The following is a 19,507-nucleotide window of genomic DNA, read 5'->3' as shown; positions in this document are numbered from 1 at the left end:
TTTAGGCTTATGTTCAAACAAAAACTGTTTAGAAATCCAGTGGTGATTTCTACCATATTGATGTTTTTAGTGGCTGCAATTATCACCACTATTTATCTGCTTTTTCTTGACGAAATCGATCAAATTTATCTTTGGCTGACCCTTGGTGCTATCGCCATTGTTTACGTCATTTTTCAATTCACATTATGGTTGAAGAAAAAGAACAACGCTAAAGCTCAACATTTGGAAACCGAGGAAGAAGCACTTTCTATGGTTATCCAGCCTCTTCTTGCTAACTCAGGCAAGAAACCAATTTACCTGATGCTTGGTAATAAAGGGTCAGGGCGACGTCAATTTTTATTTAATTCTAGTGCAATTAAACCGATGGATCGCACTAGAACCGCTAAGAATGACTTTTTTGAATGGTACGAATCTGACAGCGCTGTATACATCAAACCAGACCAACGCTTAGTGTTCCAGGAAGTATCAAGCAGTGATGCTTCTTTATGGAATACGTTCATTGAAGAAGTTATTCATCATCGACCTAGAAAGCCATTTTCTGGGTGTCTATTCTTCATCGATTTCGAGTTCATGATCGTCTCTGAGCCAGAACAAAAAGAGTACACCATTTCGTCGTTATTGGCGCGCTTGAGTACCATCAACTCTAAAACGTCTTCAGCATTGCCAATCTATTTGATTATGTCAAAGCTAGACAAGTTAGATGGCTTTAAAGAATACATGCACTTTAGCTCTCTCAAGACACGTGTTGAGTTCCTCTCTATCCCACTAAAAGAAGCCAAGGGTGTATTTGCAGAGTACTACCGCGATAGCTATCGAAATCTAGTGAGAGTGCTTGAAAGTAATGCGCTAGATGCATCCGCTAATTCAACGGACATTGATGAGAAACAAGCAATACTCGCTTTCCCTAAGCAGTTTGAGCTATGTCAGTCTGAAGTCAGCTATGTGCTTGAGCGTCTATGTGATGTTAACAACGGTGTCTATTCACTAGACATCCGTGAGATTTTCTTTAGTTCGAGTCTGCAAGGCGGTCGCAAGTACAATTTGCTTGCAAAAAGTTGTAGTAATTACTTCAACTTACCTATTATCGCGTCAGAGCATACACAGTTAACAGAAACGCCTTATTTCTCTCGCTTTCTGATTGATTCACAAATATTGCCGGAAAGCGACTTTGCGGGCGAAAACAAGACGTATCTTCGTCTAATTCAGAGACAAAGCCGTTTGGCAATACTCGGCTCTATTATCCTGCTTACTGGGGGCAGTTACTTCTTTTTCACGACATTAGACAGTAACTTACACGTGATGAATCAACTCTTGAGTATCGATGACAAATCGCAAGTGGAGCAAGATGCAAGATTCAATGAGCTTTTAGCGAAGGCGACGAAAGCAATAGAGCCTTCTTATGGGGCGTGGCTTAAAGGTTCTAAGGCTTTGGATGAAGAGATATTACCACTCAACATTAGCCGTTTGGATCAAAGCACTCGCATCGCTTACGAAGCATTACTTAAGGACGTTGCTCAACAGTTGATACCTCTCATTGAGAAAGGTTACCGTCTACAACTGACACAAAATCAAAACACTTTTACACGCGCTTTACCTCTATTGAAGGGGTATCTAATGCTAAACGATCCAACAAAGCGTGATATCCGTTTTTTGCGTCATCAAACTCTCCAAATGATGAACGATTTGAGCAACCAAAGTGACGTCGTCAATCAGGCGATGCGCTATTTGGACGCTTACTTTCGCACACAGTTTGATCCAATTGATATCAATATGGATCTTGTTCGCGCAACACGTCGCTCACTGCTAGCAAATTCGAATGTTGATCTCGTTTATGCAGGCATTTTAAACGAAGCAAATTCGATTGATTTAGGAACCCTAGATCTGCAACGAGCTGTGGGTTTTGAGTTTAGCAATGTATTCAACACACCAATCGATAGTGAACGCTTGATCGTAGATAAGATCTATACCTCCACTGGTTTTAGTACTTTTTATCGACCACGCGTGGACCTAATGTCACAACAAGTCATCAGTGACAACTGGGTTTTAGGTCTGTCACAACACGTTATTCCTACTAGTGAAGAACAAGAAGCCTTCAAAGAGGAAGTACGTAAAAAATATACTGACGACTACATCAGTAATTGGCGCAATGCGCTGAGTGAACTAAAAGTCCAAAACTATGACAATGTCGGCGATCTAACGAACGCGATAGACTTAATCTCGGGCCCTTCTTCACCAATGACAACCGTACTGAAGCAGGTCTATGCCAACACACAATTTTCACCCGTTGGTGAAAAAAATGCTCTGATTTCAAAACTAGACCCGAAACTCGTGGCAGCGGCAGACTCCGCATCAGACGCAGTAGAGGAAGTAGTTAAGCCTGATTACTTGTTGATGAAACGTGTTGAACAAGCTTTTCACTTATTAAACCAACTTCAGGTCAGTGAAACACCAAACTCCCCTACTCCTTGGGATGAGACCGTAACAGCGTTAAGCCGTGTTCGCACTTATATGAAAGACATCGCTGATGCACCTGACCCGCAAATGGCGGCGCTAGCGGCAGCTCAGCATCGAATGAACAGCAGTGAAGCTGACCCATTAATCAAACTTAAACAGATTGCCCAAAAATCACCGGAACCCGTTCGTAGCTGGTTGTTAGATGTGGTTCAACAAAGCTGGTCAGTCATGATTAAAGAGTCCGCTAAAGGCATTCAAACCCAATGGTACAGCGAGATTTACACCAAGTTTAAAGAGATAGGGCTAGGACGATACCCATTTGATCTAACAGCGACTGAGGAAATCTCAATTGAAGATTTTGAATTACTGTTTGCTTCAGGTGGCTTGTTAGACACATTTATTCAGAAAAATTTTGCACCGTTCTACGATACCAATTTGTGGACGCCAAAACAGGTGGATGGCGAGACGATGCCAATCTCTCCGGCTCTGTTAGTGCAACTGCGTAACTATAACGTTATTCGAGACACATTAATTAATAAAAGCACTAACCGCGTTCATATTCCGTTTAGTGCAAGAGTACTCGATCTTGATTCTAGTGCGATTAGAGCGAGCTTAAAAATTGCAGATACCAATATAAGTTACTACCACGGTCCAAGCCGCATTCGTGAAATGGCATGGCCACCGCAAAATGGTGACTTCAATATTAGTATCACACTCCAGGATGTAACCGATGAAGGCAGACAGCACGTTTTAAATAAGAGTGGTCAATGGGCGATATACAGATTGCTAGGTGACTCGACCTTGACAAACACTCATAACGGCAGCTTTGTCAGTGACATAAAAGTGTCAGGGAGGGACTTGAGCTTACGCATCACTCCGTTGACACAGAAAAACCCATTCACTCTTGCTGAGCTGTATAACTTTACGCTCCCAGAGTCGATTTAATAACAATATAAAAACAAAATAGGCAGAACACATGATTTCAAACATGACTTTACAAGGTTTAGATAAATTAGATCGAAAAATACTTTCAAGTCTATTGTCGAATGGGCGAGAGTCGATTGCGAATCTATCCCGAAACATTGGTTTGTCTCGAACAGCAGTAGCAGAAAGAATTAATCGTTTAGAAAAGACCGGTATTATCAAAGGCTATACCGCACAGATTCGCGTAGAAAATGAAGGGCGAAAAGCCGCTAGTTATCTACTGATCTCTTGTGAAAAGGGTAAGAAGAATGATGTAACGAATGCACTTAAAGAAATCCCTGAGGTTCGCTTAACGAGCGTTGTTGGTGGCAACTTTGATATTATTGCCCTAATTGAAGCGCCCGACCTGCAGTCTATTCATCATCTTTGTAATGAAATTGAATCATTTAACGGCATTCAAAGGCTTGATACTACCGTTGTACTGCATCAGCCGATCAGTCGTTAAGCTTTTCTGACCTCTTCGAGGAAAACATAAAGGGCCGCTCGTTGAGCGGCTTTCTTATATGCTTCCGATAAGTCGAATTTTGGCGTCTTTATCACCTGGGTTGCCAAGCCAGAACGTTTGACCTAGTTGGTTCCCTTCTCCATTACCCAGTTTGTTTTCTGGAATACTGTCTAGGTTAACTGTCAACTTTAGGTCCCACGACATTGGGTCACGCAGAATAAAGCGCATCAAGCCCACCAGCGTCTTATGTAACTCACCATCGTAGGAAAACTGCTTAAACGTTTCAAAATCAATGTTGTCGATACACAAGTTAAACTTGCCGTTCAAATCCGCAATGCTTTGTCCCAAGTGTAAGCTTTGCCCCAATACACAATTGGAACGATTGAGTTTGTTACGCTGGCTTTCAGCGATTTCTACGCGTCTATAAACCCATTCTTCGATTCGCACATTCGGCAGTGAAAAGTAGTGCGAAACAATACCGGAAATAAGCTTAGGTGAACGTGTACGCGTAGATAACTGGTTCACGTAAGACAGAACTTTCGCTCGATCTAACTCCGCGACTTCACAATCTTGCATAACACTAGAGAGACCAGCCAAATGCAGTATGCGCCCAGAAAACGCATCGCTTGCCCCGCTTTTGTACTGCACGTGATATCGGTATTTCTTCCAAACACGATACAGTAAGCTTGTATAGCGGTTGTGGAAAAAGTCGAAGAAATCCTTCACTGGGTTATCATCGGGATCACGACCGACGAGTTTCTCAGTGTAAGACGCTGGCAGGGGCGAGCTTGAACCATGCAAGCCAAGAAAGTTCGTCTCAATACGTGAATATTGCTGTCCGTTTCTTTCCATATGAGTAATAAAGTCCATATCACTCTTTGGAAAGCACAGGTTTGGTGACACGCTGAACTCAATTCGCTCTTGGTGAAAGTATTTGTTCTCGCCCACGGCAACAAAATTTGAGTTTGGCTCCAGCTGGTAGTGTTTCTCTAACAGCAACACCGCTTGGTAGAAACTAAACTCATTCGACTTATCAGAAAGTGTGTTAATCATAGTATCGTCTGCTGCCCGATTAGGCTTGCCCAGTTGTAAACCTCGCCCGTCGCTTCATCGAACACCTCTAGTTCGGTAAAGGAGTTCACACTCGAATATAAACGGATAAATTCATTCAATACCGTGGCCATAAGGAACATATCGCCTTCATTTACGAAGAACTTAGAGTCCGTCACGAGCTTGAATTGGTTACCACGCACAGATACACCACGAAATACGCGATCGATTGGTTTCATCTCTGAAGAAATAATGCCATCAAGTCGATGAATCGACGCGCGGTGGGCTTGTCTATCGACTCGAGAGTGGAAGTCGTAAGTCGAGAGCAACACTTTCAACACATCGATATTGGCCAAAGACAAGTAGTTGAGCGACATGTTGGCAATCAACTGCCATTGAAGTTCACCATTAACCTGAGGACTTACTGACTGTGTTGGCTTAGTAATGTTTTTAAACGTCGCATACGTTGGCGATTTGTGCGTCGCGTACGTGATGTCCCCTACTGACAGGCGCTCCGCTAAGTCCGCGTTACTGCATTGCAGTTTCATCAATACGGTTTCAGTCCCTAAATCCGCGATGTCGCCATTGTGAGTATGGAATGAGATATAGCGCTCTAACCCTCTTCCGCTTACTCGCTCGCCCACTTTGGATTTGTAGAACTCTCGCTTATCACGCTGGTTGATTTGGTGCTCAAACGATTCAAATTCAATCAGTGGTTTTCGGCGACGCTCGTCTTTACTCCAACTCTCCACTTGCTCAATGGAATAAACCTCGTAATGCTCCTGAGTGTTACTTTGTGGACGCACCTTGTACTCGTTTCGTCGATGCTCTAAACGGATTGGATCGCCGTCTTTTTCAAACAAGTTAACCGCAGGTGTGCAGTGCAACCTTAAGTGTTTATCTTTAAGCACCACCTCTGAAGGCAAAGCACGCTTAAAGTGGAATTTGATTTTGACCGTACTGCGCTGTGGAATGCCTTTTAGCCACTCTAAGCCTTTAATGTCGAAGAACATGAACTTATCTGGCAAAGAGAAGAATTCTTGCAGCAAACGGTAGCCTGCAAAGGAGTTTTTGCTGTAGGGCAACAGCGCCTCGTCCTCTTCATGCCCGACTGGCTTAACGTATTCTGGCCCTAAACGATGTTTGTAGCCGCCACCAACATCCAACTCGAAGTAATCTAGATAACGGAACAGCCATAAGAAGACAGTGCGAGTAATATGAATCTCACCATGCAGGTGCAATCGCAGCGTGTCTAAACCTATCCGAGACAGCTCAAGGCCATGCTCCGTCGATAACGTTACATCAATCATCGAACTGGTGCGGCTGTTAGTTTGTTCAATGTTAGTAATCGTAATTGGGTATAGATTGACGTCATAACAAGTACGGAACAAACACTGCGTGCCTTCTACCTGCTCGCTAGCCATTTCCGCACCACGTTTCACCACGGTTTTCTCAGTAACACTTCCGGTATGCGGTTTTAGTTCGCTAATGCACAAAGACGGGATCGAACGCATGTAATGTGGCCACAGCAAAGTCATCAGAGATTGCGTTAGCTCAGGAAGTTCATCGTCAATCTTTTCGCGGATGCGTCCGGTCAAAAAAGCAAAACCTTCCAGCAATCGTTCGACATCTGGATCAAAAGTTCCTTCAGAGAGAAAGTGAGTTAACTTCGGATGATATTTGGCAAACTCACTACCCGACTCGCGTAAATACGTGAGTTCATCTTGAAAGTATTTACTGTTACTCAAGTGGCACCTACTAAACGTTAAATTGGCCGTCGGTTCCCATGTAGACATCGATCGACATTGGGACTTTACCGCCGTTATGGGAAACTTCGCCGCGAATACCAAAGCCGAGTTGTAATGGATTATGGTGGTCTTCACGGTAATGAACCTCGACATTAAACAGTCGGGGCTCAAAGCGTTCTATGGTTGACGTGATGTTTTTTTGAATATGGCGAACGAGGTTTGTGTTGTTAGAAAGTACGTCGTTAAAATCTGGCAGACCATACTCATTGTCGATCATTGCGTTGCCGGAGTGCGTATTCAACAAGTCAGCGAGATGCGAGTGAATGGATTCAATCAAATGCTTATGAGACACCACTTTCTCGTAGCAGTTTTTTGGTTCTCCTAGCTCGATCCGCTCTAAAAGACGGTAACCTTTTTCCATATGCGATCCTACGAAAAAAGCAGCCAGTCTTCACTGGCTGCTTGATGGTTTCAGTAATGGGTTATTGGTCTAGCTTACCAACTAGAGACAAGTCGAAGCTTGCGCCCATGTACTTGAAGTGAGGACGTACAGACATCGATACTTTGTACCAGCCTGGATCGCCTTCTACGTCTGATACTTCAACCTTCGCAGCACGAAGCGGACGGCGACCACGAACTTCCGCTGGCGGGTTCTCTTGGTCAGAAACGTATTGACGAATCCACTTGTTCAATTCGATTTCTAGGTCAGAACGCTCTTTCCAAGAACCAATTTGCTCACGCTGTAGCACTTTGATGTAGTGCGCTAAACGGTTGATAATGAACATGTAAGGAAGCTGAGTACCTAGCTTGTAGTTCATCTCGGCTTGTTTGCCTTCCGGCGTATTCGCAAACACTTTCGGCTTTTGAACAGAGTTTGCAGAGAAGAACGCCGCGTTGTCAGAACCTTTACGCATGGTTAGCGCAATGAAGCCTTCTTCTGCTAGCTCATACTCACGACGGTCAGAAACCAGGATCTCGGTTGGGATCTTAGTCTCGATTTGACCCATAGCTTCAAAGTTGTAAACCGGTAGATCTTGTACAGTACCACCGCTTTGAGGACCAATAATGTTCGGACACCAACGGTACTTAGCAAATGATTCACTGATCTTAGACGCCATCGCGTACGCTGAGTTGCCCCATAGGTAGTTATCATGGCTGTCTGTCACTTGCTCATCGTAGTCAAACGCCTTAATTGGGTTATCTTCTACAGAGTAAGGCGTACGTAACATAAAGCGAGACGTACATAGACCTAGGTAACGTGCATCTTCGTGCTCACGCAGACCACGCCATTTCGCGTACTGTGGACCTTCGAATACAGACTTCAGATCTTTTAGGTTTGGCAGCTCTTCATAGCTGTCTAGGCCAAAGAATTTAGCCGATGCCGACGTGATGAATGGTGCGTGAGACATTGCGCCTACGTTCGCCATGTATTCCATCAGTTTGATGTCAGGCGAAGAGGCAGACATAGCGTAATCACAAATGACGGCGCCAACAGGTTTACCACCGAACTGGCCGTATTCACGTGTGTAGATTTGCTTGTACAGGCCAGACTTCACCACCTCTGGAGCGTCTTCGAAGTCATCAAGAACTTCGTCTTTCTTCGCAGAGATCAGTTCAATTTGAATGTTCTCGCGGAAGTCAGTGTGATCAACCAGGTACTTAAGGCCACGCCACGTTGATTCAATCGCTTGAACTTCTTCGTTGTGAAGAATTGCATCAACTTGCTTAGACAATTTTTGGTCGATTTCAGAGATCATCAGATCAACCAGAGATTGGTCGACTTTCTCTGTGTTCGAACTGCTTAGTAGCTCACTGATGAATGCTTCTACGCCGCGTTTTGCAACGTCAAAACCTTCATCACTTGGCTTTAAACGTGTTTCGTTAAGAATGCTATCCAGAAGTGAGCCTGATTCAACTAAGGCTGCTTCTTGTTCTGGCGCTTGTGCTTCTGCAGACATGATATCCCTTACTCTTCTTTCGCGTCTTGGTCGTTGCCAATGCTTAGTTCATCCAACAGTTTCTTTCTCGCTTCTTCATCTTGAAGAACCGATGCGATCTTCTTACGGAACGCAGGCACGTTTCCTAGAGGACCTTTAAGTGCAACCAAGGCTTCGCGAAGCTCAAGTAGGCTGTTTAGTTCAGGTACACTTTTCGCGATCGCTTCAGGTGAGAAGTCCTTCATGTTTTGGAACGTCAGATCAACACCAATCTGGCCGCCTTCTTCATCAGAAAGACGGTTTTCAACGTTGACTTTAACGTTTGGAGACATGCCCTCTAGCACTTCGTTAAAGTTGTCTTTGTCGATGTTAATTGGAGTACGTTCTTCAATTGGTGTCTCATCTGCACGCGCAGTAAAGTCGCCAACTACCATCATGCTTAGCGGCAGCTCTACGTCTTCTTGCGTATCGCCAGTTGCTGGAACATAACGGATATTAATTCGCTCTTTAGGAGCCACCGAGCCGTCACGTGACATAATTCGTTCCTTATCTAACTCTTTAATTAGTCGTAAATTGCTTTCCACTCTTCATACTTCTCAGGTAGAAGATCCTTGCTTCCAAATAACCGATGGAGTGTTTTTCGAATTAGGTCTTCTAACTGTGACGATAAGTGGGGTTCCCAGCTCGCGAGATTAAACGCTTTTTGTACTTCCCACCCCTTCTCAAGATACGGTAAACACAACGGGTATAATCCAACAGACTGGTAAGCTGCTATCAATTGTAAATACAGCATGAACTGCCCTCGTCCCGAGCTATCCAGCTCAAGTTTGTGGGCAAGCTCTGCGGCACATTCCCCTAGATTTTCTAGAGTGATATCCTCCATTGGCAGCGAGTCTTCCTGCGAAATCACAACCGTTTGAACAACGGGTTGAGAAGTCGAAGAAGTAGTATCTTGAGTCGATAACCAGCTCAAGGTCGCTTCATCTGCAAATGGTATAGAATTCTTAAATGAGAGGTGCTCGATGCCCTCTAGCGATTCAACAAAACGCGTCACTTCTTGTTTCACAGCAAGCGCTGCATCATCAAAGCCCAAGTTATTAAGCATCGAATACACGAAGTAATGGCCCGTCAGCCAAAACGGCGCATCCGTTAATGTGCGCTCCAAACGCTTAATGGTGTCGATGTCGCTTTCTTGTTCAGCTTTATCTCGGTATTCCGCTTGTTGATCGGACGACACTGCCAAGCTCAAAGGCGTTTGATTATTTTGGTGGTCGGGTAGACCATCAATGTCATCCCAAGTCAGATGACGATAAATCCGGTAAGCCAGCGGATCACTTGGGTTCGCATGAAGCATGACTTCCGCAACCTTCTTCAAGGTGCGCTTAGAAGCCGTAGGCGAAGAGAAGTCCGTATCGACATCGACTTCTTTTGCTACCGCTTTCTTAACTGGCGCAGGTTTAGGGGCCGGCGGAACCGCCTTCACCGGTGCGGTTTGCACTTCATTCTGCGCTGGCGTTTCTTCGGCAGCAGACTGCGTAGCTGGTGCAGGCGCCGCTTGTTCAACGTTAACGACTGCATCATCGCTCTGCTCATCAGCCGCCGCTTGTTGAGATAAAACATTGAGTTGAGTGCGAATCTCAAAGAAATCCGCTTCTGAGTCTTGGTAAACCTCGTCGTACTGGCGCTGCACTTCTTCAATAGTCGAAATGCAGTTTGATACCAAATCCCATGACTGAGCGCTTTCCGCTAACTTGCTGCTGACCAGTTTAAACTGATGGTTCAACCATTCGACCGCGCCATCTCGACCCCGCTTTCGCGAAGGATACAATTCAACGCCAAAGCGACTTAACGCCTCACTAAGCAGCTTTAGACCTTGTTCAAAGCCTTGCAGACCAAACTCTTCTGTTAGCGCGCGAACGAGGTAACAAATGGCTTTTAAGTCTTTACTGTGGTGCTCTAGAACTTCAGTCGCGTGCGTTTTTACCACGCTCCAATCTACTGTTTCGCCAAACAAGGAACCGAATTTCTTCACTTCGGACTCCATCATTTCGTAGCAAAACTCGTAACGGGCATCGTTTCCCACTGGAGATTCATCAGAAATAGGATTAAGCAGACGATCGATATCAATGTTGGACAAAATTCACGTCTCCTTCAGTCAAGTAATCTCTCAACGCACGCGCTACCGCAATTGCGCCATTTGCTGGCTTAGATAATCGATGGCTCTGCTCAATCGCATCTGACGCCATGCTATCTAGAATTTTCGTGATTTCTGTAAATTTACTTGGTGCATTCCGTTCTAAATCGGCAAGGGATTCATGTAGCTTTTGTTTGTCGTAAACGGATTGCTCCATCACGGTGCTAAACAAAATAAATTCGCTTCTTGCGACGATTAAATCCTTTATTTTTTTGTCTAGTTCTGGCGTATTACCGAAGTAGGCTTTGGCTAATTCGGCTTCTTCAATTGCTTTGGTGTAAAAGTGCGCCTCTGCATGTTTATCGATGGAGTCATTAATATTTTCCATCACAGCCTTTGGTAAGATTTGGTTGTAGAAATAGGCTTGTGACTGGTTTAACAACCATGTCTCTTTCATTTCATTTTCTGCGAGCTTAGCTTCACCATCTAAAATTAAGCGAGCAATCTGCTTATCTCGACTGCCAGCTATGGCAGATACTTTCATGGAATCGATAGACGCGACATTTAACCCAGACATCACTTTAGTCAACGCCTCATCCGCATATGGAAACAGAGCACCGTCACTAACAAGGGTTTCTCGCAAGGTGACAAGCTCCTTACGTAATTCGACTAATGCCATTGGTAAGCCATCCGCTAACGATTGATACGACGTTAACTGAGCCTGTTTTTCTTCATATAAATTCGAGAGGCTTAACTGCTGAGCTTGATATGCTGTTCGATAAGCTACTGTCATATCAATACTCTGAGTAGCTTGAGACAATTCTTCTTTGATTTTCCATGGAGGCTGAGCCAAAAAAGAAGCCGTTTCAGAGGGCGTAATAACGTGAGTTACAGTAGTGACACCTCGGGAAAAAATGGCATCCAATTGATCTTTATTCTGTTGATACAAATAACTTCCTGCTGTTGCCAGCACACTCAACACTAAGCTCGCCTCTAATATTTTAAAGCGACCATACGCCGTTTTATCATTTGGCTTACAGTGTGTAAGCAGCAAGTCCGCGTTACGCAAGCTACTGAAAATTGGTGCGTTAGAATTTGAGCTAATTGATTGCGTATCGATTCGCGCTAACTGTTGAGCAAAAGAAATAGCGGTATAGCCATGCCCTCTTGGTTTGTTGATGACTTCTTTCAGCAATTTCCAAATATGAGCCGGGATCAAAGCCGGACGCTTTCGATCTTTTAACTGCTTATTCCAAGCATCACCAAATATTGATCCTAAAAATAGGTGTCCAGCGAGCAAAGCGAGAGAGTAAACATCATCTTGCGGTTCCGCGATGCCAGTTTCTATATAAAGAGGGGAAGCGTAGCTCAAGCTTGCTTCTGCGTAAGGTTCTGTCTCTCCAATGTAACGAGCAGCGCCGAAATCAATGAGCTTAACGTAATCGCCTTCACTCACTAATACGTTAGATGGTTTAATATCAAGATGGCAGATACCTCTTGTATGCATAAACTCTAGAGCGCCAGCGAGTTGATACACCAACCAAGCGATGTGGTCGTGGCGGAAGCCTTTAGAAGAATGACGCTCCATTTTTTCTGCCAGTGATTCACCTTGGATCCACTCGTACATCAAATATGGGCGTTCGAATTCGTTGCCGATTTTTACAAAGTTAGCCACGCTAGGGTGTTGAGAAAGCTCCAGCCTGCTCGCTTCGTTAATCAACATTTTGCTCGCAAATTCTGGCGAGTCATCATTGATAACTTTGCAACAGATTTGCTTCTCTGGCTGCCCTTTTTTTGCAAGATGGTAAACCGTTGTCTTACCATTTTTAGAAGGAAGCTTGTCTAATACATCAAACTGTGAAAAAAGCACGTACTCAAGCTTCGGCTTATTTTTTTCTGCTAGCCTTTGCTCATTCAGTTTCTTTTTCTCAATAGCTTTAACAACCAACTGATCGATATATCCTTTGGCTGTACTCTGATTATTAGACACTTAGTACTCTTTCATAGAATAAATATTATTAGAGTTGAATAATATTTTCTTGAACGTACTTGTATCAAGGTTGGTATTTAAAACAAACAGTAAGCCTATTATTTTAGTTATTATTACTAACTTATTAGACCTTTTTACTTACGCTTTCACTGCATGAGTTATACGCTTTTTCGTGTTACAAACTTCAACCTAATAATATGAGTATATTTTCATTGCCATTTGATCGATGAGTGCCCACTAACATTGCAGTAATTGGAGAACTCCTTTGTCACCATGAAAGTCGAACATTAACAATGTAGTTGGTTGCTTAAAGTGGTGCTCTCTGACCGCAAAGGCAATTAAAGCGAGAGAAGAACAACTACCCATTGTGCCCCACAACTCATTGATAAGCTGCGGTTGTTCTGGGTTCGTGAATCGTTCTGCTTTCGCCCCCAGAGCAAAGCCGTAATCTTCCGAATGCATGCGCAGGTTCGTCATATCGGAATACACTTCACCAAATGAATCGAGCTTTTTACTCGCACGTTGAACAAGTCGAAACATGCCTCTTCGGTCTGAAGTGTTTAATTCCGTATCAATGTAGCCAAGCTGCGCTTGAGGCTTAAGTTTCAATGTTTCTACGGTGTTTTTTCGACAAAGAATTAAACCCGCCCCACCCTCGCTCGGAATAACGCCCCATGGATTATTGGTACTCATTACCATCGCATCGTCGATGAGTGTTTGCATCGAACTCACCAAGGAATCGACACTGATACACATCATAGCATCATATTTATCCAATGATTTCATGGCCTGGAGAACGAAACTGGGCCCACTGGCATGAACAGCATTCACCACAGAGAGAAATTCAGCATAGTTACTTTCACCAAGCCATTCTTGCACCTTTACTAGTGAAACAGACGCAGGCACAGCTATAAGCAAAGGTATTGGTCTCAATGAACGTGGTAACTGTGCTAACAATGAATCAAGCAAGTGGGTGATTAACTCACACGTTTTCTCAAACTGCTCACTTTCTTTGGTGTATTCGATTTTGGCGTAAGTAAAACGCTCGATACCATCATCCCCTACACATTGGTCGAATCTTCCTAAATCAGCATACGAAACTGCACTAGCAATATCTAAATTCATACCGGTTGGCGTCATCACTTCCATCCCTAGCACGTAACGGCCTGTTGAATTATGCATGCTCGCTTACCTCTTCCAACTTAGTGATCGATGTCGACACCAACAAATGCTCCTTGCCCTGACAAGGAAACGCAGCCGTGTAACTGATTGATATAGTTTTCTTTTCCGCATCAACGAATAAGGTGTACATCGCCATATCAGCTTGATAACTTTGACCTTTAAACGTCGCGATCGCACGGTATTTTTCTTTAGGAATTCGAAATGAAAGCGTGTCATCATGACAAAAACCACTCATCATCAAACGCTCCCCCCCACGAAGAAAGCCTTTGCACTGTTGATCAATAGGCGCGCTTTGGAAGAACCGCTTATCAAAATCGAGTGGCAACATTGGCTTGCGATTCTCAATCCAATCGTCATCGAACGTGCCGGCCAGCTTCTGGCGCGCCTCAAAGAACGGAGGCACTGGCCCGAACCCCGCAACGCGTAGTTTTTTCGCGGCGGCACTCCAGTCCTCTCGGGGATAAAAAATCGAGGGCACTTTCTGTTCAAGCAATTCTTTGTTGGAGTCGGCAACCCCACCACCTATTCGGTTACGTAAATCACCGCCTACCGCGCAAGTGTAATCAATGTCTTTTTCAATAAATGGGACTGGATTGCTCAGCGTGATACTGCCAGCATGCTCAACCCATACGCGATCCCCGTGAATAGCGAGAGTCTTATCGATATGACCATCAATCAACACACGACACTCTTGGTATGTCACTGGCTTTTTCGCGTAGCTGCGCGCTTTGCCGTAAACAAGCACATCTGTATTGTCTTTGGTATACGCAAACTCGTGGTCAACTTTCATCGCAGAGAAACCTTCTTCGCCCAAATATTGGGGATCATCAAAGATTTCACTTTCACCTAATTCGTGCCAAACCACACCATCGAATTGCCAAGTACGTTTAGCGACCACAACCCACACTTCATCGCCGTTTTCGTCACGTTGAAAACGACCTTTAAGTGATAGCTCAGGGTGCGCCTCAATATCCCATAACTGCATTGCTATTCCTTAAGTTGAATCGTTCGCTCGCAGAAGGTGCGGCCTTTAAATTGTTAAAGTTCCAGTCTTGTTGATGAATCGGCATTGCCATATCCCAAGGCACGTAGGCTCTGGATTGAATACAGATTTGGCGCCATAGCCAGTCGCGGAACAGCACATCAACGTTAGAATCTTGCATCGCAGCTAACGTAGACTCGAAGCTCAATGCGTAACCCAAGCGGCTTGGTAGATTTTGGATATATTTTTCATCTTCCACCCACTCATTGAGCAGATCGACGATCTCTTCCCATTCATACTCGACACCAACATCTTGGGGAGTCAGAGGAAGAAGCTTTCCGTAGACGACATACAAGGCATGAAGCCAAATTTCACCTTCAGCTTCCTCCAGACTTTCCAAGTGCTCGATGATTTGGGGCACCAGTTTCCAATCACCACTCAGCGCAAAATCAACAGGTGCTAATGAAGAAGAGATATCAAACGCCTCAAACTCTTTTAACTCAAGCAACTTGGCATAAGTGAGCACTTGCGCTGATGGTAATCCATTTGGTTCGATGCCAAAGCACTGACGGAACCAAGTGCCTCTGTCACGTTTGGTAATCAAACGTTCAAATAGATATTGTTCGCTGCCTGCATTGTCATTGAGCCAATCAATCCCCTCTTTCACGTCTTGTAAAGCGAGCAGTGGCAAAGCAACATGAGAGCTAATGATGCTGGCTTTGTGCCAGCGCTTGATGAGAGAAACACTTAATGTTTGACGTACACGTAAGCATTCAAAGTAAAACGCACTGGATGTCGCATTACCCTCAATAAGCTCCGAAAGCGTGCTATCCATAGATTCAACCGGAGATTGTACGGCAATGACCATTGCGGTTTTAGCGTCAATATCTTCGAGTAAAATCAAGCCGCACAAAAGGTTATCCAACTCTGAGCCCAACTCGCCCTGCAGCATCAGCCAGCTGTAGATTTCTGGCTCTTGGCCTCTTAATTGATGAATCAAGCCCGGTGCTAATCGATAAAACGACAAGTAGACCTGCTTGAGCTCTTCAATTTGACGTTCAATAAGTTTGAGATACTCCAACTCACGACTTGGATAACCCCTTTTGTGAATTTGAACTCGCTGCCTGATTAAAAACCCGATACTTTCAGAAGCAATGGACAGCTTTTCATTACAGAAATCCAGCCATGTTACTGGCAACTGGGAAAGGTCATTCACAGCGCGCTCAGCTTTTGCTAACGCACCTTCGACTTCTTGATTGGTTATGGGTGCCTTTAGGTGCTCAACACCGATTCTTTGTCGCATCTAGTTATCCGTTATTAGCGTGCCATAACGCGATTGCAATTAGTTAATACAAAGTAATTAGCTAACTCGACGTAAATTAGCTAATGCTAGGTAATTAGTTAATTGCGATCGTTCCGCCTTGAATTTTTTGTGCTTTTTCTGCTTGAGAAGTGACATACTTTGCTTTAGTGGTAATTCGTCCATCGCGCCCGCTATAGCGAGTTTCTGTCTCACCACTTTTGACTACCAACTCTTGTTCTGTCTCGATAACCATCTTCTTCGCTCGCAATACAAACTCGTCAGAGTCATCCAGAATGGAGAAGAGAATGTCCGTCACAAGAGGCAAGCTTAAGTCGTCGTTCAAAAACTCAACTCGACAACTTAATCGATTATCGATAGCCATTTGCAGTTCAGAACGACGAAAGCCACGTCCTAGTCTCGCAGTGAGTGGCTGCTTAAATGGGTTACCATCAAAATCAACTCGCACACTGCCCATAGACTCATTGATAGCCACTATTCTTCCAAAACGCGAAAAGCAAGCCGTTGATTCGGCTTGCTGCTCTGATATTACTTCTGTTGTAAGAGGTTGTTTTTCCATTGTTAGTTAACCACTACGTTGCCACCTTTCACGACGACTTTGTCACTGCCTTCGATCGTAATAGCCGAGCCTGATAACTTTATTGAACCATCACTGTTCATCACTAAAGAGGAGCCACCCGTTTTCAATACAATCTTGTCGCCACTGATAATTTGCGTTGCACCATCAGCTTTATAAGCGGTGTTCCCTTTCACTGATACCGTTAAGTTGCCACCAACCGTCTGGTTATCATCCGCACCAATATCTGAACTCTTAGACGCACCGATAGTAAGGTTACTGTTTTCGCCTATATCTAAGTCATCATTTTTACCGATCTTAGTCGTACGGTTATCACCAATTTCTAAGTCAGAATTGTTTTTCACATACTGGGCTTCGTTCGCGTTGTATGTGACGGTAACGTCTTGCTCGACTGTCTCGGTAAACGTACTGTTTACCTGTGTCGTTTTATGCCCATGAATGGTTTCTTTATGGTCACCATGAACTTCATTCGTTTGGTGACGTGCAACCTTCAAGAATTCATCTTGACCGATATCACGGTAACGGTTGTTGAGCACCTTGGTCGACATGTCTTTTTGAGCGTGAATATAGACTTCTTCTTGGTTCGCTTCGTCTTCAAAACTCAACTCGTTGTAACCTGTTCCTTTGTGCGTTTGCGTGCGGAACGTGGTACGAGTTTTGTTTTCTGGCAAAGAGTAAGGTGGGAAATGCAAACCGTTGTAAACTGCGCCCGTAACTAACGGACGATCTGGATCCCCCTCAAGGAAAGTTACTACGACTTCGTGGCCAATACGCGGCAAATAAACTGCGCCCCATGTTGGCGCCGCCATGGATTGGCTTACACGAATCCAACAGCTTGAATGCTCGTTGTTATCACCGTAGCGATCCCAATGGAACTGTACTTTCACTCGACCAAGCTTGTCGGTGTAAATCTCTTCACCTTCTGGTCCTACAACAACCGCCGTTTGAGGGCCATCAACCACTGGTGCTGCTAGTTTAGGCGCTTTAAACACCACATCACGTGGAATACATGAGAACTGGTTGTAGTAAGTGGTTGGCATACCACTCGCTTCATCTTCATGCACTTGCGGATCTTGACCTGTGTGCATTACAGACAACATAAGGTAATCGCGGTTAATCTCAGAACGCGGGTGGTCACTGACGTTAAAGCTGTAACCAGATGCTAAGCGCATTACGTCACTCGTTGCTTCCACTTGTTGATTATCGACTATGTGTTCCGACATCCACTCCGTGGTTCTCACCTGACCCATCAGCGGGTCAACGTATCGTCCAGGATAATCAAACTGCTTGAGATCTTGGTCTAGCTCGCCAGCCTGTGTCATCTCTTGTGGAATTTTAGGGTGTTCGTAGTTGTAATCTGTGTACGTAACCTGTCCTGTTCTAACGCGGTTAACTAACTCGAGATCAGAGATATGTTCGCGATCGGCAACACCGCCACCATCGGCATGATAAACAATCGGCCCAATGTAAGAAGCATTTAGTGGCGAGCTTATCAAAGGTGCAATCGCGTCATTACTGTCGACAATGACCATCGTATGATTTGAATCGCTATGGTCAAAGTAATACCACATACCGTGTTCAGCCATCATACGCTGCACGAAGTGCAAGTCAGACTCACGGTATTGCAGAACGTATTCTTTTGGAGGATAAGTACCCGACACTTCAAATCGGTAATCGGTGACTGCCCCATCATCGAGTACTTCTGTGATGATGTCTTGCGCTGACTTTTGCTGGAAAATACGACAATCTTGGCGCTGAGATAAGAACCAAGCTTGAGGAACCAAGACTAATTGATAACGAGAAAAACGACGCCCAGTCCCTAAGTAACGAACTTCATTCACCACTCCGTTGAACACACGCGCAGCCCCAACACCTTGTCCGTAAAGTGTCAATGTTCCTGCTTTACGTATTAACTCATCGAACGAGATATCTGGATCAAGTGAAAGTAATGAGAGATTGATGTGGAAAGGCTTAGATAACTCTTCATGAACATGAAAGCTCTCAACCCGAAATTCATGCCCACATCCAGGCACTTCAAATTTAAATTCTACGTCATTCACCATATCTTTTACCTGATACAAATAATCGAATTAGGGCCAACAATCGTTGGCCCTGAATCTTTACGCGACGAGCAATTAAGCTTCGCGTGGAGCACGCCAGTCGTCGTTACCCGCAGTACCACAGTTTTCGTGAGTTACTTCGATCGCACGGTAAGTGAACTTAAGCACTTCTTCTGTCACGCGGTCAGCTGTTGCTGCGTCTTGACAGTGGTTCATACGAGTTTGGATATCGACAAGTAGCGCATCAATCAATTTGATTGAGTAGTAGTGCTCTTGTTTACCTTGAACTGAAGTGCGGTAGAAGCGGATCACACACTCAGGAAGTTTTTCGCCAGATACTAGTGCGTTGAATAGTAGTGGAGATGAGCGATCTTGAACTTTAGTTACAACAAGTGGACGGTGTACACGTTGACCAGTTGGCTGACCACTTTGTGGATCACGTGGAACAGTTAGCACGTGATCAAGTTCTTGTACTAGGAACTCATCAACGTGAGCTTCTTGCCATGTGTTACCTACTGAATCTGCAGAGTAAGTATCTTTAGTAATATGGCCTTGAGTCTCACCTTGGATAGACATATATGCTGGAGTTGGCATCGCTATTTCCTTTTCTAAAATCTGTTTTGTTTAAATCACCAAATCGCTT

At 44.4% G+C, this 19,507-nt stretch carries 15 protein-coding genes; 2 read left to right on the top strand and 13 right to left on the bottom strand.

What is annotated here, in order from left to right:
• The first annotated feature begins 9 nt into the window (after window positions 1-9).
• Entirely contained in the window at window positions 10-3,399 is a 3,390-nt protein-coding gene (gene tssM / locus IJ23_RS12500) for a type VI secretion system membrane subunit TssM (protein WP_033906411.1), read from the top strand.
• A 31-nt stretch (window positions 3,400-3,430) separates the two neighbouring features.
• Complete coding sequence (locus IJ23_RS12495) at window positions 3,431-3,883, top strand: Lrp/AsnC family transcriptional regulator (protein WP_005373369.1); 453 nt, start codon at window positions 3,431-3,433, stop codon at window positions 3,881-3,883.
• A gap of 54 nt (window positions 3,884-3,937) precedes the next feature.
• On the opposite strand, the gene tssG is transcribed toward IJ23_RS12495, so the two are convergent.
• The 13 genes from tssG to IJ23_RS12430 form a co-directional block, all read right to left on the bottom strand.
• Window positions 3,938-4,936 carry a type VI secretion system baseplate subunit TssG gene (gene tssG, locus IJ23_RS12490; RefSeq protein WP_005373373.1) on the bottom strand — a complete coding sequence of 333 codons (999 nt, stop codon included), beginning with the start codon at window positions 4,934-4,936 and terminating at the stop codon, window positions 3,938-3,940.
• Window positions 4,933-6,681: a type VI secretion system baseplate subunit TssF gene (tssF, locus tag IJ23_RS12485; RefSeq protein ID WP_033906410.1), complete on the bottom strand. Its 1,749-nt coding sequence runs from the start codon at window positions 6,679-6,681 to the stop codon at window positions 4,933-4,935. Before tssF ends, tssG begins: the two co-directional genes overlap by 4 nt.
• A 10-nt stretch (window positions 6,682-6,691) precedes the next feature.
• Window positions 6,692-7,102 carry a type VI secretion system baseplate subunit TssE gene (gene tssE, locus IJ23_RS12480; protein ID WP_033906409.1) on the bottom strand — a complete coding sequence of 137 codons (411 nt, stop codon included), beginning with the start codon at window positions 7,100-7,102 and terminating at the stop codon, window positions 6,692-6,694.
• 61 nt (window positions 7,103-7,163) lie between these two features.
• Window positions 7,164-8,639: a type VI secretion system contractile sheath large subunit gene (gene tssC / locus IJ23_RS12475; protein WP_005373378.1), complete on the bottom strand. Its 1,476-nt coding sequence runs from the start codon at window positions 8,637-8,639 to the stop codon at window positions 7,164-7,166.
• Window positions 8,640-8,647: 8 nt separating this feature from the next.
• A complete protein-coding gene (gene tssB, locus IJ23_RS12470; RefSeq protein ID WP_005373381.1) occupies window positions 8,648-9,154 on the bottom strand; it encodes a type VI secretion system contractile sheath small subunit in 507 nt (168 codons plus the stop codon).
• A 26-nt stretch (window positions 9,155-9,180) separates the two neighbouring features.
• Window positions 9,181-10,755, bottom strand: coding sequence for a type VI secretion system protein TssA (gene tssA, locus IJ23_RS12465; protein WP_033906408.1), 1,575 nt, complete (start codon window positions 10,753-10,755; stop codon window positions 9,181-9,183).
• Window positions 10,742-12,742: a serine/threonine protein kinase gene (locus tag IJ23_RS12460; protein WP_033906407.1), complete on the bottom strand. Its 2,001-nt coding sequence runs from the start codon at window positions 12,740-12,742 to the stop codon at window positions 10,742-10,744. The genes tssA and IJ23_RS12460 overlap by 14 nt, the downstream gene beginning before the upstream one ends.
• 237 nt (window positions 12,743-12,979) lie before the next feature.
• Window positions 12,980-13,924: a hypothetical protein gene (locus IJ23_RS12455; RefSeq protein ID WP_033906406.1), complete on the bottom strand. Its 945-nt coding sequence runs from the start codon at window positions 13,922-13,924 to the stop codon at window positions 12,980-12,982.
• Complete coding sequence (locus IJ23_RS12450; protein WP_033906405.1) at window positions 13,917-14,909, bottom strand: DUF2169 family type VI secretion system accessory protein; 993 nt, start codon at window positions 14,907-14,909, stop codon at window positions 13,917-13,919. The genes IJ23_RS12455 and IJ23_RS12450 overlap by 8 nt, the downstream gene beginning before the upstream one ends.
• Window positions 14,890-16,209 carry a hypothetical protein gene (locus tag IJ23_RS12445; RefSeq protein WP_005373407.1) on the bottom strand — a complete coding sequence of 440 codons (1,320 nt, stop codon included), beginning with the start codon at window positions 16,207-16,209 and terminating at the stop codon, window positions 14,890-14,892. The genes IJ23_RS12450 and IJ23_RS12445 overlap by 20 nt, the downstream gene beginning before the upstream one ends.
• Before the next feature lie 94 nt (window positions 16,210-16,303).
• Complete coding sequence (locus IJ23_RS12440) at window positions 16,304-16,786, bottom strand: hypothetical protein (protein WP_005373409.1); 483 nt, start codon at window positions 16,784-16,786, stop codon at window positions 16,304-16,306.
• A gap of 2 nt (window positions 16,787-16,788) precedes the next feature.
• Entirely contained in the window at window positions 16,789-18,867 is a 2,079-nt protein-coding gene (gene tssI, locus IJ23_RS12435; protein WP_005373412.1) for a type VI secretion system Vgr family protein, read from the bottom strand.
• A gap of 72 nt (window positions 18,868-18,939) precedes the next feature.
• The gene (locus tag IJ23_RS12430; RefSeq protein WP_005373415.1) at window positions 18,940-19,458 is read right to left on the bottom strand and encodes an Hcp family type VI secretion system effector; all 519 of its coding nucleotides are present in this window, start codon (window positions 19,456-19,458) and stop codon (window positions 18,940-18,942) included.
• Between the last annotated feature and the right edge of the window lie 49 nt (window positions 19,459-19,507).

Source organism: Vibrio sp. OY15, from assembly GCF_000742455.1.
Classification (GTDB): domain Bacteria; phylum Pseudomonadota; class Gammaproteobacteria; order Enterobacterales; family Vibrionaceae; genus Vibrio; species Vibrio alginolyticus.
This window is presented reverse-complemented; position numbering and strand designations above follow the sequence as displayed.